Below are 21499 nucleotides of genomic sequence, written 5' to 3'. Positions count from 1 at the left end.
GAAAGGTCTATCAAATTCTGACCTAAGATTCCCGCCTACGCGGGAATTCAAGTTCCACCAAAAGCGGACAATGATCGCTATGCATTGCATCCGGCAAAATAACGGCACGTTTAAGATTATCTAATAGCGGTTGCGAAACCAAATTATAATCTATTCGCCAGCCTTTATTATTGTTTCTGGCATTTGCGCGATAACTCCACCACGTATAATTATCGGGCTCTTTATTGAAATGTCTAAAACTGTCTATAAAGCCACTTTTCATAAATCCGTCGAGCCATTTTCTTTCCACTGGCAAAAAGCCAGAAACATTTTTATTTCTAACTGGATCGTGAATATCAATCGCTTCGTGGCAAATATTATAATCGCCGCAGATAACTAGATTTGGAATCTCTTTTTTTAAGTTGTCAATATATTTCTGAAAATCGTCCATAAACGTGAACTTGTGTTCCAAACGGGCAATATTTGTTCCGCTGGGTAAATACAAGCTCATCACAGAAACATCATCAAAATCTACGCGAAGGTTTCTTCCTTCGGCATCCATATATTCTATTCCGGTACCGTATTCTATGTGATTCGGTTTAATTTTCGAAAAAATTGCAACACCGCTATATCCTTTTTTTACGGCGCTATACCAATAGTGATACGGATAACCAGCTTTTTCAATTGCTTCAACTTCCACTTGATCAAAATTCGCTTTTGTTTCCTGAATGCAGATTACGTCTGGGTTTGCAGCTTGTAGCCATTCAATAAATCCTTTGCGCATAGCAGCGCGAATTCCGTTTACGTTGTATGATATTATTTTCAAACTTAAATCCTTTTTCTTTGCGGAACATTGTGCCTTCTTCCTGTTCTTTGTGGTAAAAATATTCCACTGAGTTGTACTACGAGCGACAATGTTTCACAGAGATGTTATGAATTGCTAAAGTAAATAAGATTGTATTTTTACCCTAAATATTTCTTAAAAGGTTATCATAAAATATCCGACGAAATAAAAACCCAAGTGTTTAGTTTTATAGTTGATGAAGTTATACCTGTTTCTTTTCCTATTTATAATTGCGGCCTCTGGCTATGGGCAGGATATTTCTTCAAATTATAAAGAGAAGAAGGTTGCTTTGAGGGATACCGTGGTTTTAGACAGCGCGGGTATTAACCCAAAGAGGTTCGTAATTCTAGATAAAGATGGAAATTCTCCGAATCCATTCAGCTATCGAATAGATTTCAAAAAGGGGATTATTATTTTTTCAGAAGAATTGCAGCAACAGCAGGATTCGCTTAGCATTCAATATTTACAGTATCCCGATTTTTTAACACGAGATTACTACACCCTCGACCCAAAAATTATTGTTGAAAATACAGGGCAAATGGACAAGTTATATTCGCTGGACGAAAGCACGAATACAAATGTTTTCACGCCTTTTGATGGTTTAAATACTTCGGGAAGTATTACGCGCGGCATCACTATTGGGAATAATCAAAACGCGGTGGTAAACAGTGAACTCGATTTACAAATTACGGGGAAACTGAGCGATAAAGTTTCCATTCGTGCTTCCATTCAAGATGCCAATATTCCAACGCAGGAAGGTGGCTATTCGCAAAGTTTAAATGAATTCGACCAGATTTTTATTGAACTTTATGGTGAAAATTGGAACATACGCGCTGGCGATATCGATCTTCAAAACAACAATAGTTATTTTGGAAGATTTACCAAAAAAGTACAGGGAATATCGCTTGGCGGAACTAATAACAATGAAGACGGTTCAAAAATTTCGGCCTATGCTTCGGGTGCTTTGGTGCGCGGCGTTTTTTCAAAAAGTGAATTTATTGGGCAGGAAGGAAACCAAGGTCCGTATAAATTAGTTGGTCCTAACGGCGAACTTTATATTTTGGTGGTTTCGGGCAGCGAGCGGGTTTATGTAAATGGATTGCTTTTAAACCGCGGCGAAAACGAAGATTATGTAATAGATTACAATGCTGGCGAAATAAAATTTAACCCAACATATCCTATCACTAGCAACATGCGTATTTCGGTAGAATATCAATATACCGATAGAAGTTACACGCGTTTTATTGGTTTCGGCGGCGGTAATTATTCTAGTGAAAACTTAGACTTGGGCGTGTATGTATATTCAGAAAACGATGCGAAAAATCAGCCGTTGCAACAAAATCTTTCCGAAGAACAAGTAGCAATCCTCATGGCTGCGGGCGACGATCGTGATTTGATGAATGCGCCATCAGCCGCTCCCGACACGTATGCTGAAAACAAAATTCTTTACAAAAAGGAAATTATCAATGGGCAGGAGGCTTTTGTTTTTTCAAGTAACCCAGACGACGAACTTTTTACCGTGCGTTTTTCTCTTGTAGGAGCAAATAATGGCGATTATGTAATTAGCGATACCAACGCCATTAGCCGTATTTTTGAATATGTGCCGCCAGTAAACGGCGTGCCCCAAGGAAATTATGCTCCTGTTATTAGGTTGAATGCTCCAATAAAACTGCAGGTTGGTGGTTTAAACGGAAGGTTTCATCCATCGGAAAAAACAATTGTAGATTTTGAAGTTGCAGGTAGTAAAAACGACTTAAACCTTTTCAGCGATATTGACGATAATAACAACGATGGTTTTGCGGGAAGGTTGGCTTTTAAGCAACGCGTTTTAACAACCGTAGATACTTTAAAAGTAGAAGCTTTTGGAACTTTAGATTTTGTTCAACGAGATTTCCGGACTATCGAAAGACTTTATAATATTGAATTCAATCGCGATTGGAACCTTATTAATCCTGTGGGGAATCAAAGTTTGATTACTTCGGGGGTTGAGTTTTCTCATCTTAAAAATGGAGGTGGCCGTTATGAATTTCAAAATTTAAATTATTCCGAAAATTTCAACGGAACACGGCATGTAATTACTTCAGATTTAAAGCTGAAAAAACTGCGATTTCTTACCTACGGAAGTTATTTAGATAGCAAAGCCGATTCTATTTCTTCTAAATTTCTTAGGTTCAACAACAGAACTACTTATTCTTTCGAAAAAGCTTGGGTTGGTGGAAAAATTGCCTTGGAAGACAATCAAATTAAAGACGTGGTTCGCGATAGTATTTCGCCCATTAGCCAGAAATTTAGTTCGTACGAAGTATTTTCTGGAATTGGTGACAGCACCAAAGTTTTTGTGGAAGCCGGTTATCAATTTCGTGTAAACGATAGTGTTCGCAATAATTTGCTTCAAAAAGTGAATTCATCGAAGACATACTATTTAAAATCGAGACTTATAAATACTGAAAACACGCAGCTTTCGGCTTTTGCGAATTATAGAACATTGAATTACGAACCAAAATCGGGTCCCGCTTTCAACCCAAATGATTCAATTTTAAATATCGACAAGCGCGAAACAGAACGCTCATTGAATTCGAGATTCCTCTATAATCAGGCATTATTTGATGGTGGAATTCGCTTAAATACAGCCTTAGAATCTAACAACGGAGTAATTGCGCAGCAGGAATTTACGTATGTAAAAACGGAGCCAGGGCAGGGTGTTTATGTGTGGATTGATTATAATAATAACGGAATTCAAGAATTGGAAGAATTTGAAGTGGCACAATTTCAAGACCAAGCAGAATATATACGGATATTGCTACCCAATCAAGTTTTTTTAAAAATTAGGCAGAATAAATTTAGTCAGATTCTTACTTTGAACCCACAAAACTGGTCTAATAAAGAAGGTTTCAAAAAGCTGCTGTCACATTTTTACAATCAAACTTCTTACGTTTTAGATAGAAAAGTAAAGCGAAAAAAGGATGGTTTCAACATAAATCCGTTTGAAGATGGCGGCGATGATCAATTGGGATTGGTTCTTAATTTTAGGAACGCTTTGTTCTTCAATCGCGGGAAGCAACGTTACACAACCAGCTATACATTTATTTCAACCTCGTCAGATAATTTGCTCGCCGTAGGTTTGCAACGCAATAATTTAGAAAGTCATCAATTTAATTTCAATCATAAATTTTATGAAAGCTGGTTGCTTAATTTAAAGGGCGCAACGGGCAGCAATGAAAGCCTTTCGGAGAATTTTGCTAGTAGAAACTACCTTCTTAATTCGAATGAATTCAACCCGAAAATTTCTTACTTGCTTAGTCAGCAGACACGTTTCGATGTGTTTTATGAATTTGCAAATCAAGACAATAAGTTGGGGAATATGGAGTCGCTAAACCAGCAAACGCTTGGTTTTTCTTTCGCATACACCAACGCCGAAAAGATTTCAATGAACGGTGAGTTTAATTACATCGACAACAATTTTGAAGGAAATCCTTTTTCTCCCGTTGCTTATCAAATGTTGGAAGGCTTACAACCGGGAACAAATTTTACGTGGCGAATGCTTTTTCAGAAGCGGATTACGAAATATTTAGATGCTAATTTCTCCTATTTTGGAAGAAAAAGTGAAACCACCAAAACAGTGCATACGGGCAGTGTACAGTTGCGAGCGTATTTTTAAGGTGAGCGCCACGCGGAATGCTGCGAGATATTTCAATTCTCATTGCTGAATTGATGTTTCCTTTTTTGTATCTTCATAAATCATTTAAAAAAAGGAAAAAATGTTTTTAAAAATAGTAATCGCAGTCTTTTCAGCATTAGTTCTTTCCTGTGGCACCACAGAAAAGAAAACACAAAGCACTAACACTTCTGAAACTTCCACAACTACAGAAACCACAATAAATACTGAAACAATGGATCCTCAAAAATTGATGGCTGAAGGCTATTTGCTGGGTACGATAGTATATTCAGATAAAGAAGGCGACTGTCCTTATACCATCCAAATGCCTGGCGATAAAATGGAATTTTACTATTTAGATCCTATGAATCTGGAAGAAACTTACAAAAAAGATGGTCTAAAAGTATGGATAAAATTCAACGGATTACGAAGAATGAACCGTTGTGATAGAGCCACCCCGGCTGAGATTATTGACATAAAAAAAGGAGCGTAAATTAATACGCTCCTTTTTGGAAATATAGAATTAATCACTTGAAAAATTATTCGGAAAGCCAGTGTTTATATGAAATGGTTTCCTTCATTTTTTCTGAAATTTCTGAAATCTGAATACGTTCCTGCTCCATAGTGTCGCGGTATCGTATTGTAACTGAATTGTCTTCAATAGTTTGATGATCTACGGTAATACAGAACGGTGTTCCAACGGCATCTTGACGACGGTAGCGTCTTCCAACGGCATCCTTTTCATCATAAATTACATTGTAATCCCATTGCAGAGCGTCAATAATTTTCTGTGCAATTTCGGGTAAACCGTCTCTCTTTATTAACGGAAGAACAGCGGCTTTTATAGGCGCTAAAATTGCTGGTAATTTTAGAACAGTTCTTACACTACCGTCTTCTAAAGTTTCGTCCTGAAGCGAATTACTCATAACGGCAAGAAACATTCTGTCTAAACCAATTGAGGTTTCCACAACATACGGAACATAGCTTTCGTTCAATTCTGGGTCGAAAAATTGTAGCTTTTTGCCAGAGAATTTTTCGTGTGCTTTTAAATCGAAATCGGTTCTGGAATGTATACCTTCCAATTCTTTAAAGCCGAAGGGAAAGTTGAATTCAATATCTGTTGCGGCATTTGCGTAATGCGCCATTTTTTCGTGATCGTGGAAACGGTAGTTTTCTTCTCCCATTCCCAAGGAAAGGTGCCATTTTAAACGAGTTTCTTTCCAGTATTCGTAGTATTTAAGCTCTTCGCCTGGGCGTACAAAGAATTGCATTTCCATCTGCTCAAATTCTCGCATTCGGAAAATGAATTGTCTCGCAACAATTTCATTACGGAAAGCTTTTCCTGTTTGCGCTATTCCGAAAGGGATTTTCATCCTTCCGCTTTTCTGAACGTTTAAGAAGTTTACAAATATACCCTGCGCAGTTTCTGGGCGAAGGTAAAGGTCCATTGCGCTTTCGGCAGAAGCACCCAGTTTAGTTCCAAACATTAAATTGAACTGACGAACATCTGTCCAATTTTTAGAACCAGTGTCTGGATCGGCAATGCCAAGCTCTTCAATTAACGCTTTTACGTCTGCCAAGTCTTCTTTTTCGAGCGAGCGAGCCATACGTTCTAAAATGGTGCGTTGTTCTTCTAAATATCTTACAACGCGTGGATTTGTTGTTACAAATTCCGCTTCATCAAAACTATCGCCGAAACGCTTTTTAGCTTTTTCAATTTCCTTTTGGGCTTTTTGATAGATTTTTTCGGCATAATCTTCAACCAAAACATCTGCGCGGTAACGTTTTTTGGAATCTTTGTTGTCTATCAACGGATCGTTGAAAGCATCAACGTGGCCGGAAGCCTTCCAAATTGTTGGGTGCATTAAAATTGCAGAATCGATACCTACAATGTTTTGATGCATATACACCATGCTTCGCCACCAGTATTCGCGAATGTTTTTCTTTAATTCTACTCCGTTTTGAGCATAGTCGTATACTGCGCTAAGTCCGTCATAAATTTCGCTCGATGCGAAAATATAACCGTACTCCTTTGCGTGAGAGACTACTTTCTTAAATTGATCGTCGTTGTTTGCCATAGCGCAAAAATAAAAAAACCGCCGTGATAACTCACAGCGGTTTCATTTATTTTAAACTAACCTTCTCTTTATTTTCTAAGAAGTTTATTTCAGCTCCATTGTTGTGGTACCTATTAGGTTTGCACCGTCATAAAGATTAATTGTATAACGACCTTCAATTAGGTTTGATTCAGAAGAATTAACTAAAATACAAACATCTAATTCTTCATTTTCGTAGAAAACGTTTGTGGATGCACTGTAGTTAATGTTTTTGGCTTCAAATTGCTTAACAGCATCATCGCCCATCATTTTGTTTCTTGGGTTGATTACTTGAATGTAAAGCGTTCTATCTCCTTTTTGAGCAATAGCATTTGGAGCTAAAGTAAAGCATGCTCTAATTTTGTCTGCACGACTTGCTCTTTTTGTGTCAACTACTTTACCGCTGTTTCTGATAATTACCGCTTCACCCCGTAAATCTGTCGCTTTAACGACAGAACCTTTTTTAATGGTTTCGTTCATTACCACATTTTCTTGGCTCACAGAATCTACAACCATACGTGTATTTTGAAGTTCATTCGAAGTGCTATCTCGTTCCACAACCAGTTTTCTATTAACCGCAATTAAACTGTCAGCACGTTTAAAAAGCATGATGCGTTCTTGCTTTAATCGGCCTAATTCTGCTTTGTATCTGGTTATAAGAGATACGTTTGCTTGTGAGTCTTTTACTGAATCTAAAAGAACTGTAATTCTCTCGCGAGCAGCTAATAAGTCTTTGTCTTTCAGTTCGTTGTCTTTTATTACTTCATCATAATTCGCAATTAATCCTTCCAGTTCTTGTTCGATGTCTGCTTTTTGCATCTCAAGATTTGAAACCGTATTTTTACTATCATTAAATAGGGTAACCGTGTATACGGCTAGGGCGATAAGTAAAACAGAAAGTACTCCTATGAGTATCTTAAATTTACCACTATTGTTTTCGTTTGTTGTCATAATTAACTAGTTAAGTTTAGTCCGTAAATGTAGGTAGGTAATTCTTTAACAAACGTTTATAAAATGGTAAAAATTCTTAAATTATGTTAAATCTACTTTTTCCGAAGGTTTGCACAGGGTGTAAACAGCTGTTATTAAAGGGCGAAGAGGTGATTTGTATAAAATGCATTCACTCACTGCCATTGGCGAATATTCATAAATCAGGGAGTAATTTACTAATAAATAGATTTTACGGCAGGTTTTTAGTGAAAAACGCCACGGCAATTGTTCATTTTCAAAAGAGAGGTTTGACCCAAGAATTATTACATAATTTAAAATACCGAGGTAAGAAGGAGGTGAGTAGTTTTTTCGGAAAATGGCTGGGTGCTGAACTAGCAGAAATAGATTCGTATAAAGAAATCGAGGTGGTAATTCCTGTGCCGCTTCATAAACAAAAGATGAAAAGACGCGGATACAACCAGGTGGAAGGCTTTGGAAAAGAAATTGCCAAAGCACTTAATGTTCCCTATCGCGATGATGTTTTAATAAAAGTTTCAAAATCTGGCTCGCAAGTTTTTAAAACGCGAGTTTTACGCTTTGAAGCCGAAGAAATGTTTACAATTCAAAATTTGGAAGCAATAACTAACAAACATGTTTTGTTGGTTGACGATATTATAACCACGGGGGCAACCCTAGAAAAATGCGCCATCCAATTATTAAAAGCAGAAAAGGTAACCATCAGTATAGCCACAATTGCGATAGCTTAAAAGTTATTTGTTAATTGTAGCTAGTTATTGTTTAATTTTGAAACCATAACCCCGCGTCAAGTAATTTTAAAGAATTCTAAGTGAAACACCGCCTACTTTATATTCCCATCGCCTTTTTATTTATACTCTCTTTTGTAGACTGTGCAAAAAAGGGATCGCCATCGGGTGGCCCACGCGATACCATTCCACCGGTTATTGTTAGGAGCATCCCTGAAAACTACACTACCAATTTTTCGGGCGATGAAATTGAAATCAGATTTAACGAATACATAAAACTAAAGGAAATAACTAAAGAGCTCATCATTTCACCACCAATGAAATTTGCGCCACTTATAACACCTTTAAGTACTTCTAAAAGTTTGAAGATAAAAATTCTCGATACTTTAAAGCCAAATACTACCTATTCCTTCAACTTCGGAAACAGTATTGTGGATAATAACGAAGAAAATAAGTATGATTATTTTAAATATATTTTCTCCACAGGAAGTTATATAGATAGTTTAAAACTCTCAGGAAAGATTAAAGATGCAAAACTAATTGCGCCAGAATTCCCTACTACAGTAATGCTTTATGAGGTAAATGAAACCTTTTCAGATTCACTTATTTATTCTGAAAAACCAACCTACATTACCGTAACTAAAGACTCAACAGGAATATTTGAATTAAGCAATTTAAAGGAAGGCAAGTATCTGCTTTTAGCATTAAAAGAAAAAAGTAACGATTACACTTTTCAGCCAAAAAACGATAAGATTGGTTTTGTGAAAGAGCTAATTACACTGCCTACAGATTCTACATACGCATTGACGCTATTTAAGGAAACCCCCGATTATAAGTTTATTCGTCCAACCCAAGTTGGTAAAAACCATATAGTTTTTGGTTACGAAGGTCGTGCCGATAGTCTAGCGATTGATGTGCTTTCTGAAGTGCCGGAAGATTATACTTCTGCAGTTTTTAAAGATGAAAAAAAGGACTCGCTTCATTATTGGTTTAAGCCCGCAATAGAAGTAGATTCTTTGGTTTTTAAAGTTGCGAACAAAAATAGTGTCGATACAACTACGGTGCGAATGCGAGCTCTTTTTAAGGATTCGTTGAATATTTCAGCATTAAAAACAGGAACGCTAAAACTGAAGGATACGTTTAAATTGCGCGCCAATACTCCGATTATTTCTTTTGATGCATCAAAATTTGAAGTAATGACGAAAGATTCAATAGTAGTTGAATCAACAGTACGGTTGAACACAGAATATAACTGGGCTGAAATATTTTTTCCGAAAAAGGAAGAGCAAAGTTATTCCATTAAAGTATTACCAGGAGCATTGACCGATTTTTTTGAAAAAACTAACGACTCCATTCTGTTCAATGTAAACACGCGCCTAGCGTCAGATTACGGCACTTTAAGTCTTACAATGGTAAATATTGATCGATTGCCAATAATTGTACAATTGTTAGATAGCAAGTATAATGTGGTGGCAGAAGAATACCTTTTCGAAAACAAAAATGTGTTTTTCGATTCGCTATCGCCAGACAAATATTTTCTGCGGATTATTTACGACGATAACAAAAATAGGCGTTGGGATTCTGGTAATTTCCTAACCCGTATGCAACCAGAAAAAATAATTTATTACCCCAAACAAATTGAAGTGCGCGCCAATTGGGGCTTAAACGAGACGTTTATTCTAAAGTAAATTGATCGCGATCATTCAAAAATTGAAGGTGTTTTCTGTTAGTTGAAATATACTTTTTTTCTAAACTCACAGTTTCAATAAATTCTCCAAAAGCTGAGGAAGAAATTTGTATTCCCAATACATCATAAACTGCGGAGTGGCCAATGTATTCGTGATCATTGCCGTCATAGCCTACACGGTTTACACCAATGCAATATGCCATATTTTCAATTGCTCGAGCGCGAAGTAGCGTGTCCCAAGCAACGGTGCGTACCTTTGGCCAATTAGCAACATAAATTAAAACGTCATAATCTTCTGTGTTTCTCGCCCAAACAGGAAAACGAAGATCGTAACAAACCAATGGGCAGATTTTCCAACCGTGGTAGTTTACTATTATGCGTTCTGTTCCGTTAGTATAAGTTTCATTTTCTCGGGCTAGAGTGAAGGTGTGTTTTTTGTCATATTTTTCGTGTGTTCCATCTGGAAAAACAAAAAACAAGCGATTGTAAAAATTGTTTTCTTCAGTAATAATAACACTACCCGTAATGGCGGTATTGTAATTTTTCGCTTCCTGAATCATCCATTGCAGCGTTTCACCATCATTGGGCTCGGCAAGTTTTTTGGCATTCATTGTAAAACCCGTAGTAAACATTTCTGGGAGAATAATTAAGTCTGTTTCACCTTCAATATTCTTTATTTTCTCTGAAAACATGTCGCGATTAGCCGCTGCATTTTCCCAATGAAGCTCACTTTGAATGATTGTTATTTTGAGATTTTTTTTCAAAATTTGATAGTGTTTGATAGTGTTTGATAGTTTTTCCCTAATTGAATAAGCTTAATGAAAAATTAGTTTTTACTTTCCAAGAGGTTTATTATTTCACGATTTCCCTGCATCTTGGCGTGGTCTATAGCATTGAGTCCTTTATCGTCTTTAGTAAATTTTTCCGCACCATTTTTCATAAGCATATTTGTTATTTCTTTTCTTCCAAAAGTGGCGGCAAAAATAAGTGCTGTCGCGCCATTAAAATTCGCAATATTTGGGTTTGCACCGTTTTCCAATAATAGTTTTGCGAGTGTGTCAAATCCTTTAAAACAGACACCCATTAAAGCCGTATTGCCTGATGCGTCCTGTTCGTCAAGATTCTGTGAATACTTCAAAAGCACTTCTGAAATTTCATAAAGGCCATAATAAGTTGCAAGCAGTAAAGGTGTAGATCCACGTGGATCTTTTACAGAAATTAATTCTGGCGATTGCTTCAAAATTTTTTCAACATCACCTAAATTTTCCTGCCTGATGGCATTAAAAAGTTGTTCTTTCATTTGTTATAAAAGTAAAAAAACAGAGTCACATAATTAGCAACTCTGTTTTATTTATAAAATATTTGACATTTCTCTTATTTTAAATCGAAACGATCTAAATTCATCACTTTGTGCCAAGCGGCAATAAAATCGTTTACAAATTTCTCTTTAGAATCTTCGCACGCATAAACTTCAGCCGTTGCACGTAATTCTGAATTAGAACCAAAAATTAAATCTGCTCTCGTGCCGGTCCATTTAAAAGTATTTGATGAGCGATGGCGCCCTTCAAAAACACGATCGTCATTGCCAATGGCTTTCCAAGTAGTCCCTAAGTCGAGAAGGTTTACAAAGAAATCATTCGTTAATGTTTCGGACTTATCGGTAAACACACCGTGGTCTGTACCGTCGTAATTAGTTTTTAAAACACGCATTCCTCCAATTAAAACAGTCATTTCTGGAATGGTGAGCGTTAAAAGTTGCGATTTATCAACTAAAAGTTCTTCAAAAGAAGCGTGCTGATTTGGGTTCAAATAATTTCTAAAACCATCTGCAGAAGGTTCAAGATGTTTAAATGAATCAACATCTGTTTGTTCCTGCGAAGCGTCGCCTCTTCCTGGTGTAAATGGAACATTTACATTATGGCCAGCATTTTTAGCGGCTTTTTCAATTGCTGCACTTCCGCCCAAAACAATTAAATCTGCCATTGAAACTCTTTTATCGCCATTTTGATTATTGTTGAAATCGTTTTTAATTTCTTGCATTTTTCCCAAAACTATTGAAAGTTGGGAAGGATTATTAACTTTCCAGTTTTTTTGTGGCTCTAATCTAATTCGAGCACCATTGGCTCCTCCACGCATATCAGACCCACGATACGTTGAAGCCGAAGCCCAAGCGGTAGAAACCAATTGAGAAACAGTTAAACCAGAATCGAAGATGCTAGTCTTTAATGAAGCAATATCGTTTTCGTCAATTAAGGCGTGATTAACTGCGGGAATTGGATCTTGCCACAGCAATTCCTCCTTCGGAACTTCGGGACCTAAATAACGTGAAACTGGCCCCATGTCGCGGTGGGTTAATTTATACCAAGACTTTGCGAAAGCATCTTCAAACTCTTCAGGATTTTCACGAAAGTGCTTTGAGATTTTTAAATATTTAGGATCCATTTTTAATGCAATGTCTGCGGTAGACATCATTAAATCCTGCGTTTTTGAAGCATCGTGAGCCATTGGCGCTTTGTGCGCATTAGAAGCCGCCGTTGGTTTCCATTGGTGTGCGCCAGCCGGACTTTTGGTTAATTCCCAATCATAATCTAGCAATACCCTAAAATAATCATGGTCCCATTTATTTGGCGTGGGCGTCCAAGCACCTTCCAAACCACTGGTTATGGTATCGTCACCAAATCCAGATTTATAACTATTTATCCACCCTTTACTTTGGTGTTGAATGCCTGCTCCCGCAGGTTCAGAATCTACATATTTTTCAGCATCGCCAGCGCCGTGGGCTTTTCCGAAGGTATGTCCGCCAGCAATTAAAGCTACTGTTTCATAATCGTCCATTGCCATTCGGCCGAAGGTTTCTCGAATATCATGTGCAGAACCTAACGGATCTGGCTCACCATTGGGACCTTCTGGATTTACATAAATCAAACCCATATGGGCTGCTGCTAAAGGTTTTTCAAGATGCCCCCCTTCATATCTTTTGTCGTTGCCGAGCCACTGTGTTTCTGAACCCCAATAAACATCCTGTTCTGGCTCCCAAACGTCTTCGCGACCTCCAGCAAAACCAAAGGTTTTGAAACCCATTGATTCCAAAGCACAGTTTCCTGTAAGAAGTAATAAATCTGCCCAAGAAATTTGCTTGCCATATTTTTGTTTGATTGGCCACAGTAATAAACGTGCTTTATCTAAGTTTCCGTTATCTGGCCAACTATTTAAAGGTGCAAAGCGTTGGTTTGCCGTATTACCACCACCGCGACCATCGGTAACACGGTATGTTCCCGCGCTATGCCAAGCCATTCTAATGAATAAACCTCCGTAATGGCCATAATCTGCAGGCCACCAGTCTTGTGAATCGGTCATTAAATTTATGAGGTCTTTCTTTAAAGCACCGTAATCTAGTTTTTTGAATTCTTTTTTATAGTCGAAATCACTTTCCATCGGATTCGACTTTGCGCTTTGTTGACGAAGCACATTCAATCGTAAACTATTCGGCCACCAGTCGCCATTAGTTGTACCACCACCAGCAACTTGCTGTTGGGTATTGCCGAAATATGGACATTGATCTGCTGCGCCATCATCATTTATTTCCCAAGCATCGCCTGTATTTCCACTTGGGTTTCCGCTTTTGTGGTAGTTTTTGTCTTTGTTATTTTCCATAATTGAAAGGGTTTTTGTGAGCTTTACGAAAATAACGATTAAAAGTGCTAATGCTTTAAAAAGCAATCGGTTGTTTTAATGTTTTGATTGCTAAAACTTATTGTGACGTAAAGACGGAATAAAATTAAGTAATTAGAATTGTTTAAGAATTTCAGCTGCTTGTGCTAAAGTTTTATCTGTTTTGGCGAAGCAAACACGTATTTGCTTAAAGTCTTTTTTCCCTTCGTTGAAAACTGAAGTAGGAATTGTGGCTATCTTAAATTCCTTCGTAAGCCTTTCCGCGAAAGCGATATCACTTTCATTTGAAATTTCTGAAAAATCGAGCATTTGAAAATAAGTACCCTTTGACGGAATTATTTTGAAGTTTGAACCTTCCATTAAATGCAAAAAGAAATCGCGCTTTTGCTGGTAAAAATTTGAAAGTTTTAAATAGTGTTCAGGATCTTTCAGATAAGTAGCAAATGCTTTTTGAAAAGGATGGTTCACACAGAAAACTACAAATTGATGTACTTTTTGAAACTCTTTCATCAAACTTTCGGGCGCAACACAATACCCCATTTTCCAGCCCGTGTTATGAAATGTTTTTCCGAAGGAAGCAGTAACAAAACTTCGCGATGCCAAAGCTTCAAACTTTGAAGCGCTTTGATGCATATTGCCATCAAAAATAATGTGTTCATAAACTTCGTCACTTAAAATCAATAAGTCGTTATTCTCTGCCAAATTTTGCAAGTGAAGCATATCTTCTTCAGAAAGAAGCATTCCACTTGGGTTGTGCGGACTATTGATGATTATCATCTTCGTTTTGGAAGTGATTTTATCTGCAACTTCCTGCCAATCGACAGCGTAAAATGGAGGTTTTAGTTGAATGGGGATAACCTTTCCACCGAACAATTCCACCGTTGGCCCATAACAATCGTATGCCGGAGTGAAAATAATTACTTCATCTCCTTTACTTATTGTAGCTGCAATTATGGTGAAAATAGCTTGCGTTGCCCCGGCAGTAATAGTGATTTCAGTTTCGGGATTGTAAAAATGATTATGCAGGTTTTCAATCTTTTTTGAGATTTCCATGCGCAGCTCAAAATCGCCTTGCATCGGGGCGTATTGACTAAATCCGTCGCGCATTGCTTGATCTACCAATGCATTTAAAGCCGGATCGCTGGGGAAATTCGGAAATCCCTGCGCTAGGTTTAAAGCATTGTGTTCTGTTGCCATTTTGCTCATTACTGAAAAAATGGAAGTTGGAATGTTTGGAAGTTTTGAGTTTTTAGTCATTTTTTAAGGTATTTGAAAAGTCTATTTCAAGTGCGACTGCCTAAGTTACTATATTTTTCACTCGTCCAAAAATGATATGTATCGAAGCTCATTTTTAAACATAAAAAAACCCTCACATCGCTACAAGGGTTTCAATTTTAAAAGTAAGAGATTCCAGCCAGAGTCTATCTTGAGCGATAGCCGAAAGGCGGGAATTATTAGTATCTGTAGTACTCTGGCTTGAATGGCCCTTCTACAGTTACACCAATGTATTCGGCTTGTTCGGTAGAAAGTTCTGTAAGTTCAACACCAATTTTGGCAAGGTGAAGTTTCGCTACTTTTTCATCCAAATGCTTTGGAAGCATATATACTTCATTTTCGTAGTTTTCGCCATTTTTCCAAAGCTCAATCTGTGCTAGAGTTTGATTGGTGAAACTATTACTCATTACAAAACTTGGGTGACCAGTTGCGCAACCTAGGTTTACCAAACGACCTTCAGCTAAAAGAATGATATCTTTTCCGTTGATAGTATATTTATCAACCTGTGGCTTAATTTCTACGTGTGACTTTCCGTGGTTATTTTTCAACCAAGAAACAGCAATTTCGTTATCAAAATGCCCAATGTTACAAACGATTGTTTTGTCTTTCATCGCTTCAAAATGTTCTGGACGAACGATGTCTTTGTTTCCAGTTGTAGTAATTACGATGTCTGCATTTCCAACAACAGTCTCTAATTTTTTCACTTCAAAACCGTCCATTGCAGCTTGTAGCGCACAAATAGGGTCAATTTCTGTAACGGTAACGATACTTCCGGCTCCTTTAAAAGAAGCGGCAGTTCCTTTACCAACATCGCCATAACCACAAACAACAACGCGTTTTCCGGCCATCATTATGTCAGTTGCGCGACGCACTGCATCCACAGCACTTTCGCGACATCCGTATTTATTATCGAATTTACTTTTAGTAACGCTATCGTTAATATTGATAGCAGGCATTGGCAAAGTTCCTTTTTTTACACGCTCGTAAAGACGGTGAACACCAGTAGTAGTTTCTTCAGAAATACCTTTTACTGCTTCAGCAAGTGCTGGATATTTATCTAAAACCATATTAGTAAGATCGCCACCATCATCAAGAATCATGTTCAACGGTTTGCGGTCTTCGCCAAAGAAAAGTGTTTGTTCAATACACCATTCAAATTCCTCTTCGGTCATTCCTTTCCAAGCATAAACTGCTACTCCAGCAGCAGCCATTGCAGCGGCAGCGTGATCTTGAGTAGAGAAAATATTACAAGAACTCCAAGTAACTTCAGCACCTAAGGCAATTAAAGTTTCAATTAAAACTGCGGTTTGAATGGTCATGTGAAGACAACCAGCAACGCGCGCACCTTTTAAAGGCTGCTCTTTTCCGTATTCTTCACGAAGAGACATAAGCCCTGGCATTTCTGCTTCAGCAAGCTCAATTTCTTTTCTTCCCCAGTCTGCTAGGGAAATATCTTTTACTTTAAACGCCGTGTAAGGCACAGTTTTCGTTGACATATTTGTTATATTTATACCCTCGAATGCGGGTATTTGTTAAGAATAATTTCTGTTTTTCAGTCCGCAAAAGTACAAATTATCTCTTAAAAATCTATGCCACTTTACAAAACTATAACAGTTAATCCCACAACTAAAGTCTTCATTTGGAAGATTGAAGAGTCGTTTGAATCGCTCGCTGAAGAAATTAGTTTAACCGAAAACTGTTCTAATAGAGTGTTGAATATGAAAAGCGATCTGCATCAGCGTGGCTTTATGAGTATTCGGCATTTAATGGCTTTAGAGGGTTTTACCGATCACGATTTATATTACGACGAAAACGGAAAGCCACATTTAACGGGCGATAAGCATATTTCAATTACACATTCCTTCAATTTTTCTGCAATAATTATTAGCGATAAAGAAGTGGGAATTGATATTGAAATGCAACGCAACAAAATTCTACGTATCGCTCATAAATTTACTCCAATTGAAGAATACCGAACCATTGCAAACGAAGATGCAATGATGAGAAAACTTACCATTGTTTGGTGCGCGAAAGAATCTCTCTATAAAAGTTTTGCCGAAAAAGGCGTTAGCTTTTTGCAAAATATTTATGTGGAAGAATTTGCACTTGAAGACTACAAAACTACTGCTACGGTAACTTTCGAAGACAAAACCGAAATTTATAATGTAGATTATTTGGAGTTTGAAGGTTTCACTTGTGCATACGCCCTAAAATCCTGAAAACAGTAGATGGAAGAGTCGTTCTATAATTCTTTACTGAAATCTATTGCCGAAAAGAAAAAGCAACTTGCTATTTTAATAGATCCAGATAAGTTTACTATTTCTGAAACAAAATCATTTCTAAGTAAAATTCCGAAGGAAACTACACATCTTTTTATAGGAGGAAGCAGTGTCGCAAATGGCGAAACTGAGGCGACAGTAAAAGCTGTAAAAGCAGAGACAAAACTTCCAATTTTTCTTTTTCCGGGCGACTATTCGCATATTACCCATTTGGCAGATGCGCTATTGTTTCTAACCTTACTTTCGGGAAGAAATGCTGAATATTTAATAGGGCAGCAAATAAAATCTATTTCGAAAATTAAAAAATCGGCGTTGGAAATTATCTCCACTGGCTATATTTTGATTGATGGCGGAAATAATTCATCCGTTTCAAAAGTGACTCAAACGGAACCACTTCCGCAAGATAATATTGAAACAATAGTAAATACAGCACTTGCGGGACAATTTATGGGCGCCAAATTAATTTATTTGGAAGCGGGTAGCGGAGCCAAGTTTCCTGTAAACCCAGAAATTATTTCCGAAGTTAAAAAGGCTATTCAGATTCCGCTAATTGTTGGTGGCGGTATAAAAACTGAATTGCAGAAAAAGGCAGCTTATAACGCAGGGGCAGATATGATTGTAATGGGAACGGCGTACGAATTTTAAAAGATTTTAAATCTCTGTGTTCTTTGCACCTCTGCGGTAAAATTGCCAAGCAAAGTCGTAAAGGACGCAAAGGAACTTGTAACTTTGAAGAAAAATAAAGAAATGAATATTTCAGTAGAATTAACGCTTTCGCCACTACAGGACGACTTCGAACCTGCAATTATCGACTTCATAAAAAGTTTGCGAAATTCAGGACTCACAGTTTTGGAAAATCCGTTGAGTACACAAGTTTACGGCGATTATGATGCTGTAATGAGCCTGCTTCAAAAGGAAATGAAAATTGCATTGGAAGCCGTGGAAAGAGGTTTGCTTTATATAAAAATAGTAAAATCAGACCGTAGCGACTATGAACCTCATTTTTGATTGGTTTTTTGCCCAATACGCTGAGGTTCCAACACATTTAATTGTTTTGGAATTGATTGGCGTTTTCTTTGGGTTTTTAAGTGTTTGGTATAGCAAGCAGGATAATATTCTCGTGTATCCCACGGGAATTATTAGTACGGCAATTTTCGTTTATATCTTAGCAATTTATGGGCTTTTGGGCGATATGATGATAAATGCCTACTATTTTGCAATGAGCATTTACGGTTGGTATATTTGGACAAGAAAAGTGGATGAAACCCATTATACTCCAATTACCAAAACCACAAAAAAAGAGCAAAAAACTTCTATATATATTTTTGTAGGATCACTGATTTTAGTTTTTGCACTTTATGAATTTTTCGAAAAATGGAATAGTTGGACCGCTTACGTTGACACAATTACAACTGCCATTTTCTTTGTAGGAATGTGGCTTATGGCGAAAAAGAAAGTTGAAAACTGGATTTATTGGATTATTGGCGATATTATTTCGGTGCCGCTCTATCTTTATAAAGGACTCGTGTTTACTTCGTTTCAATACCTTTTATTCACTATTATTGCCATTTATGGATACCGCGCTTGGAAGAGAAACTTGAACATACCCGAAACCAGTCTGCTGAATTGATAAAAGTAGTTTTATACGGCCCCGAATCTACGGGAAAAACTACGCTTGCAAAACAATTGGCGGAGCATTACGATACGCTTTGGGTGCCTGAATTTATGCGGGAATACCTTCAGGAAAAGTGGGATTCTGAAAAAAAATTGATTTCAAAAGAAGATTTAATTCCTGTCGCAAAAGGGCAGCTAAAACTTGAAAATGAAGCCTTGCAACTTGCTGAAAATCTTCTGATTTGCGACACAAACCTGCTTGAATTAAAAGTGTATTCTGAATACTATTACAACGGATTTTGCGCGTCGGAAATTAAAAATGAAGCAACCAAAAGTAATAATAGCATCTACCTTTTAACATATATTGATACGCCTTGGGAAGCAGATATTTTGCGGGATCGACCAAACAATCGCGAAGAAATGTTTCGTATTTTCGAGGCCGAATTAAAAACGCAAGGTTTCCCTTATAAAATATTAAAAGGAAACAAAGAAGAGAGATTTAATAGCGCAGTTGAAATTATTGACCAATTGCTAAAATCAAAATCTCTGTGAACCTCTGCGGTTCTCTGCGCTACTCTGTGAAACAACTATAACACAGAGTTACACCGAGAAAAGTCAAAGAGCGTCACAGAGAAATAATTACAAAAAATGTTTACTGAAAAAGACATAAATCAAATAAAAGCCCACGGACTTTCCGAGGCAAAGGTTAAAGAACAGTTGCAAATATTTAAGAATGGAATTCCGTTTGCAAACGTCGTTGCTCCCGCTTCTGCAAATAATGGAATTGAAATCTTATCTACAGCACAGCAAGCAGATTTTGTTTCACTCTTTGATAGTAAAAAAGATGAGTTGGAGCTTCTTAAATTTGTTCCCGCTTCAGGCGCAGCAACGCGTATGTTTAAATTTTTGCATCAGTTTTTAGATAATTTCAATCCCGAAAATGATGTTTTTGAAACATTTCTTCTAAAGGAGGAAAATAGTAATCTAAAAAGATTTTTGGGCAGCATTGACAATTTTGCTTTTTCTACTTTGGTGAAAGAAAAATTGAATGAAAAGTATTCTAATTTTGAAGATTTCAATAAAGGGAAACAGTACTTTTTATTCGTTCAAGAAATGCTGGCAGAGACAGGTTTAAATTTCGGCAATACGCCGAAAGGACTTGTTCCTTTTCATAAATACGACGCCAATTATGTTACTGCCTTTGGCGAACAACTGTACGAAGCGGCTTTCTACGCAACCTCAAATGGGACTGCAAATTTGCATTTTACCGTTTCTGCAGAACATGAAGAAAAATTCAAAAAACGCTACCTTGAAATACAGGAAATAGTGGCGAACAAAACTGGAGTGACGTATAATATTTCGTATTCATTTCAAAAAAATGAAACAGATACAGTAGCTGCAACACCCGATAACAATTTGTTTTTAGATGAAAACGGCAATTTGCTTTTCCGTCCTTCGGGTCACGGCGCATTGTTGGAAAACTTAAATGATGTGGATGTAGATATTGTTTTCATAAAAAATATAGACAATGTAGTTTCTCAAAACTTTGTAGAAACAATCGCTTTTCAGAAAAAAGTACTTGCCGGCAAATTGATTTCCTTTCAGCAGCAAATTTTCGAGTTTGTTGAAAAACTTCATTCAAATAATTATTCCGAAGAAATTCTAAAATCTGCTTCTAAATTTATTTCCGAAGAATTAAAAATTAAGGATACACCTATAAATATAGAGGCGCTTTTAAATGTTTTGGAACGGCCAATTCGCATTTGCGGTGTGGTTGAAAACACGGGTGCTCCCGGCGGCGGACCATTTCTTATAAAAGACAAGAATGGAAACCTGTCCTATCAGATTGTGGAAATGTCGCAGATAGACATCCATAATCCGAAACAAAAGCAATTTGTTGATAAAGCAACTCACTTTAACCCTGTAGATTTAGTTTGTGGGGTTCGCAATTATAAAGGTGAAAAATATGATTTGACGAAATTTTCAGATCCAGACACAGGATTTATTTCTGAAAAATCATTTTTTGGACAACGCATAAAAGCATTAGAACTTCCCGGACTTTGGAATGGGGCTATGGCAAATTGGAATACTGTTTTTGTTGAAGTGCCGCTCATTACTTTCAATCCTGTAAAAACCGTAAACGACCTTTTAAACGAAGCACACCAGCCAAAGTGAACAAAGACCAATTAATATCTGAACTCTCTTTTAAAGCCATCCGCAGTAGCGGGCCGGGCGGACAGCACGTAAATAAAACGGCTTCGAAAGTTGAGGTATCCTTCAACGTTGATTCTTCACAAGCGCTATCGGAAAGAGAAAAGGAGCGACTTCATCTTAAATTATCTTCACGAATTACTTCCGAAGGAATTATAATGCTGCAATGCGGCGAAACCAGAAGCCAGCATCGTAACAAGGCAATTGTTATTGAAAGGTTGGTGAATATCCTTGAACACAATTTGAAAGTTGCAAAACCTCGCAAGAAAACAAAACCTTCGAGAGGGGCAATTGAAAGGCGAATAAAATCAAAAAAGGAGAACGCCTTTAAAAAAGCCAATCGCAAACCACCCAAACTTGAGTAACGATTATACAATAGTTGTGTAAAATTTACACAGTTGTTCTACTTTTTATACACTTTCCGCGTTTTTCAGAATAAATAAATATTTTCTAAACGACTGTATTATAGGTTCTTACAGCTATGTTCTGTTGC

The 21499-nt window shown here is 37.2% G+C and carries 19 protein-coding genes; 11 read left to right on the top strand and 8 right to left on the bottom strand.

The genetic code is table 11. The features are described from left to right. Nucleotides 1–22 precede the first annotated feature (22 nt). Entirely contained in the window at nucleotides 23–805 is a 783-nt protein-coding gene (locus AC3RVF_RS12430; RefSeq protein WP_489692329.1) for an exodeoxyribonuclease III, read from the bottom strand. 214 nt (nucleotides 806–1019) lie between these two features. Between AC3RVF_RS12430 and AC3RVF_RS12425 the strand changes: the two genes are divergently transcribed. Then, nucleotides 1020–4481: a DUF8818 domain-containing protein gene (locus tag AC3RVF_RS12425; protein WP_489693479.1), complete on the top strand. Its 3462-nt coding sequence runs from the start codon at nucleotides 1020–1022 to the stop codon at nucleotides 4479–4481. A 100-nt stretch (nucleotides 4482–4581) separates the two neighbouring features. Further along, the gene (locus AC3RVF_RS12420) at nucleotides 4582–4971 is read left to right on the top strand and encodes a hypothetical protein (RefSeq protein ID WP_489692327.1); all 390 of its coding nucleotides are present in this window, start codon (nucleotides 4582–4584) and stop codon (nucleotides 4969–4971) included. Nucleotides 4972–5017: 46 nt separating this feature from the next. On the opposite strand, the gene AC3RVF_RS12415 is transcribed toward AC3RVF_RS12420, so the two are convergent. Beyond that, nucleotides 5018–6556 carry a glycine--tRNA ligase gene (locus AC3RVF_RS12415; protein ID WP_489692326.1) on the bottom strand — a complete coding sequence of 513 codons (1539 nt, stop codon included), beginning with the start codon at nucleotides 6554–6556 and terminating at the stop codon, nucleotides 5018–5020. 84 nt (nucleotides 6557–6640) lie between these two features. Continuing rightward, nucleotides 6641–7525 (bottom strand): hypothetical protein, encoded by an 885-nt coding sequence (locus AC3RVF_RS12410; protein ID WP_489692325.1) that lies wholly within the window; start codon nucleotides 7523–7525, stop codon nucleotides 6641–6643. An 83-nt stretch (nucleotides 7526–7608) separates the two neighbouring features. Here AC3RVF_RS12410 and AC3RVF_RS12405 point away from each other — a divergent pair, with 83 nt between their 5' ends. Further along, nucleotides 7609–8271 carry a ComF family protein gene (locus AC3RVF_RS12405; RefSeq protein WP_489692324.1) on the top strand — a complete coding sequence of 221 codons (663 nt, stop codon included), beginning with the start codon at nucleotides 7609–7611 and terminating at the stop codon, nucleotides 8269–8271. An 80-nt stretch (nucleotides 8272–8351) separates the two neighbouring features. Continuing rightward, on the top strand, nucleotides 8352–9956 hold the full coding sequence (locus AC3RVF_RS12400; RefSeq protein WP_489693478.1) for an Ig-like domain-containing domain: 1605 nt from the start codon (nucleotides 8352–8354) through the stop codon (nucleotides 9954–9956). Here the strand turns inward: AC3RVF_RS12400 and AC3RVF_RS12395 are convergent. The 5 genes from AC3RVF_RS12395 to ahcY form a co-directional block, all read right to left on the bottom strand. Next, a complete protein-coding gene (locus tag AC3RVF_RS12395; RefSeq protein ID WP_489693477.1) occupies nucleotides 9943–10719 on the bottom strand; it encodes an amidohydrolase in 777 nt (258 codons plus the stop codon). The two genes, AC3RVF_RS12400 and AC3RVF_RS12395, sit on opposite strands and share 14 nt — an antisense overlap. Before the next feature lie 62 nt (nucleotides 10720–10781). Continuing rightward, nucleotides 10782–11255 carry an ankyrin repeat domain-containing protein gene (locus AC3RVF_RS12390; RefSeq protein ID WP_489692321.1) on the bottom strand — a complete coding sequence of 158 codons (474 nt, stop codon included), beginning with the start codon at nucleotides 11253–11255 and terminating at the stop codon, nucleotides 10782–10784. A gap of 74 nt (nucleotides 11256–11329) precedes the next feature. Further along, on the bottom strand, nucleotides 11330–13609 hold the full coding sequence (katG, locus tag AC3RVF_RS12385; RefSeq protein WP_489692320.1) for a catalase/peroxidase HPI: 2280 nt from the start codon (nucleotides 13607–13609) through the stop codon (nucleotides 11330–11332). Nucleotides 13610–13741: 132 nt separating this feature from the next. After that, nucleotides 13742–14884: a methionine aminotransferase gene (locus AC3RVF_RS12380; protein WP_489693476.1), complete on the bottom strand. Its 1143-nt coding sequence runs from the start codon at nucleotides 14882–14884 to the stop codon at nucleotides 13742–13744. Between the two features lie 197 nt (nucleotides 14885–15081). Beyond that, nucleotides 15082–16398 (bottom strand): adenosylhomocysteinase, encoded by a 1317-nt coding sequence (gene ahcY / locus AC3RVF_RS12375; protein ID WP_489692318.1) that lies wholly within the window; start codon nucleotides 16396–16398, stop codon nucleotides 15082–15084. A 93-nt stretch (nucleotides 16399–16491) separates the two neighbouring features. Here ahcY and AC3RVF_RS12370 point away from each other — a divergent pair, with 93 nt between their 5' ends. The 7 genes from AC3RVF_RS12370 (at nucleotide 16492) to arfB (ending at nucleotide 21371) form a co-directional block, all read left to right on the top strand. Next, nucleotides 16492–17121, top strand: a complete 630-nt coding sequence (locus AC3RVF_RS12370; protein ID WP_489692317.1) for a 4'-phosphopantetheinyl transferase superfamily protein — start codon at nucleotides 16492–16494, stop codon at nucleotides 17119–17121. Nucleotides 17122–17130: 9 nt separating this feature from the next. Further along, nucleotides 17131–17826, top strand: a complete 696-nt coding sequence (locus AC3RVF_RS12365; protein WP_489692316.1) for a phosphoglycerol geranylgeranyltransferase — start codon at nucleotides 17131–17133, stop codon at nucleotides 17824–17826. A 102-nt stretch (nucleotides 17827–17928) separates the two neighbouring features. After that, nucleotides 17929–18189, top strand: coding sequence for a thiamine-binding protein (locus tag AC3RVF_RS12360; RefSeq protein ID WP_489692315.1), 261 nt, complete (start codon nucleotides 17929–17931; stop codon nucleotides 18187–18189). Then, nucleotides 18173–18811 carry a nicotinamide riboside transporter PnuC gene (gene pnuC, locus AC3RVF_RS12355; protein WP_489692314.1) on the top strand — a complete coding sequence of 213 codons (639 nt, stop codon included), beginning with the start codon at nucleotides 18173–18175 and terminating at the stop codon, nucleotides 18809–18811. The genes AC3RVF_RS12360 and pnuC overlap by 17 nt, the downstream gene beginning before the upstream one ends. Next, nucleotides 18808–19347, top strand: coding sequence for an AAA family ATPase (locus AC3RVF_RS12350; protein ID WP_489692313.1), 540 nt, complete (start codon nucleotides 18808–18810; stop codon nucleotides 19345–19347). Before pnuC ends, AC3RVF_RS12350 begins: the two co-directional genes overlap by 4 nt. 96 nt (nucleotides 19348–19443) lie before the next feature. Then, nucleotides 19444–20970, top strand: coding sequence for a DUF4301 family protein (locus tag AC3RVF_RS12345; protein ID WP_489693475.1), 1527 nt, complete (start codon nucleotides 19444–19446; stop codon nucleotides 20968–20970). Further along, nucleotides 20967–21371, top strand: a complete 405-nt coding sequence (gene arfB, locus AC3RVF_RS12340) for an alternative ribosome rescue aminoacyl-tRNA hydrolase ArfB (protein ID WP_489692311.1) — start codon at nucleotides 20967–20969, stop codon at nucleotides 21369–21371. Before AC3RVF_RS12345 ends, arfB begins: the two co-directional genes overlap by 4 nt. Nucleotides 21372–21499: the final 128 nt, after the last annotated feature.

The sequence above is a fragment of the Aequorivita sp. IT1183 genome (assembly GCF_058068265.1).
This window is presented reverse-complemented; position numbering and strand designations above follow the sequence as displayed.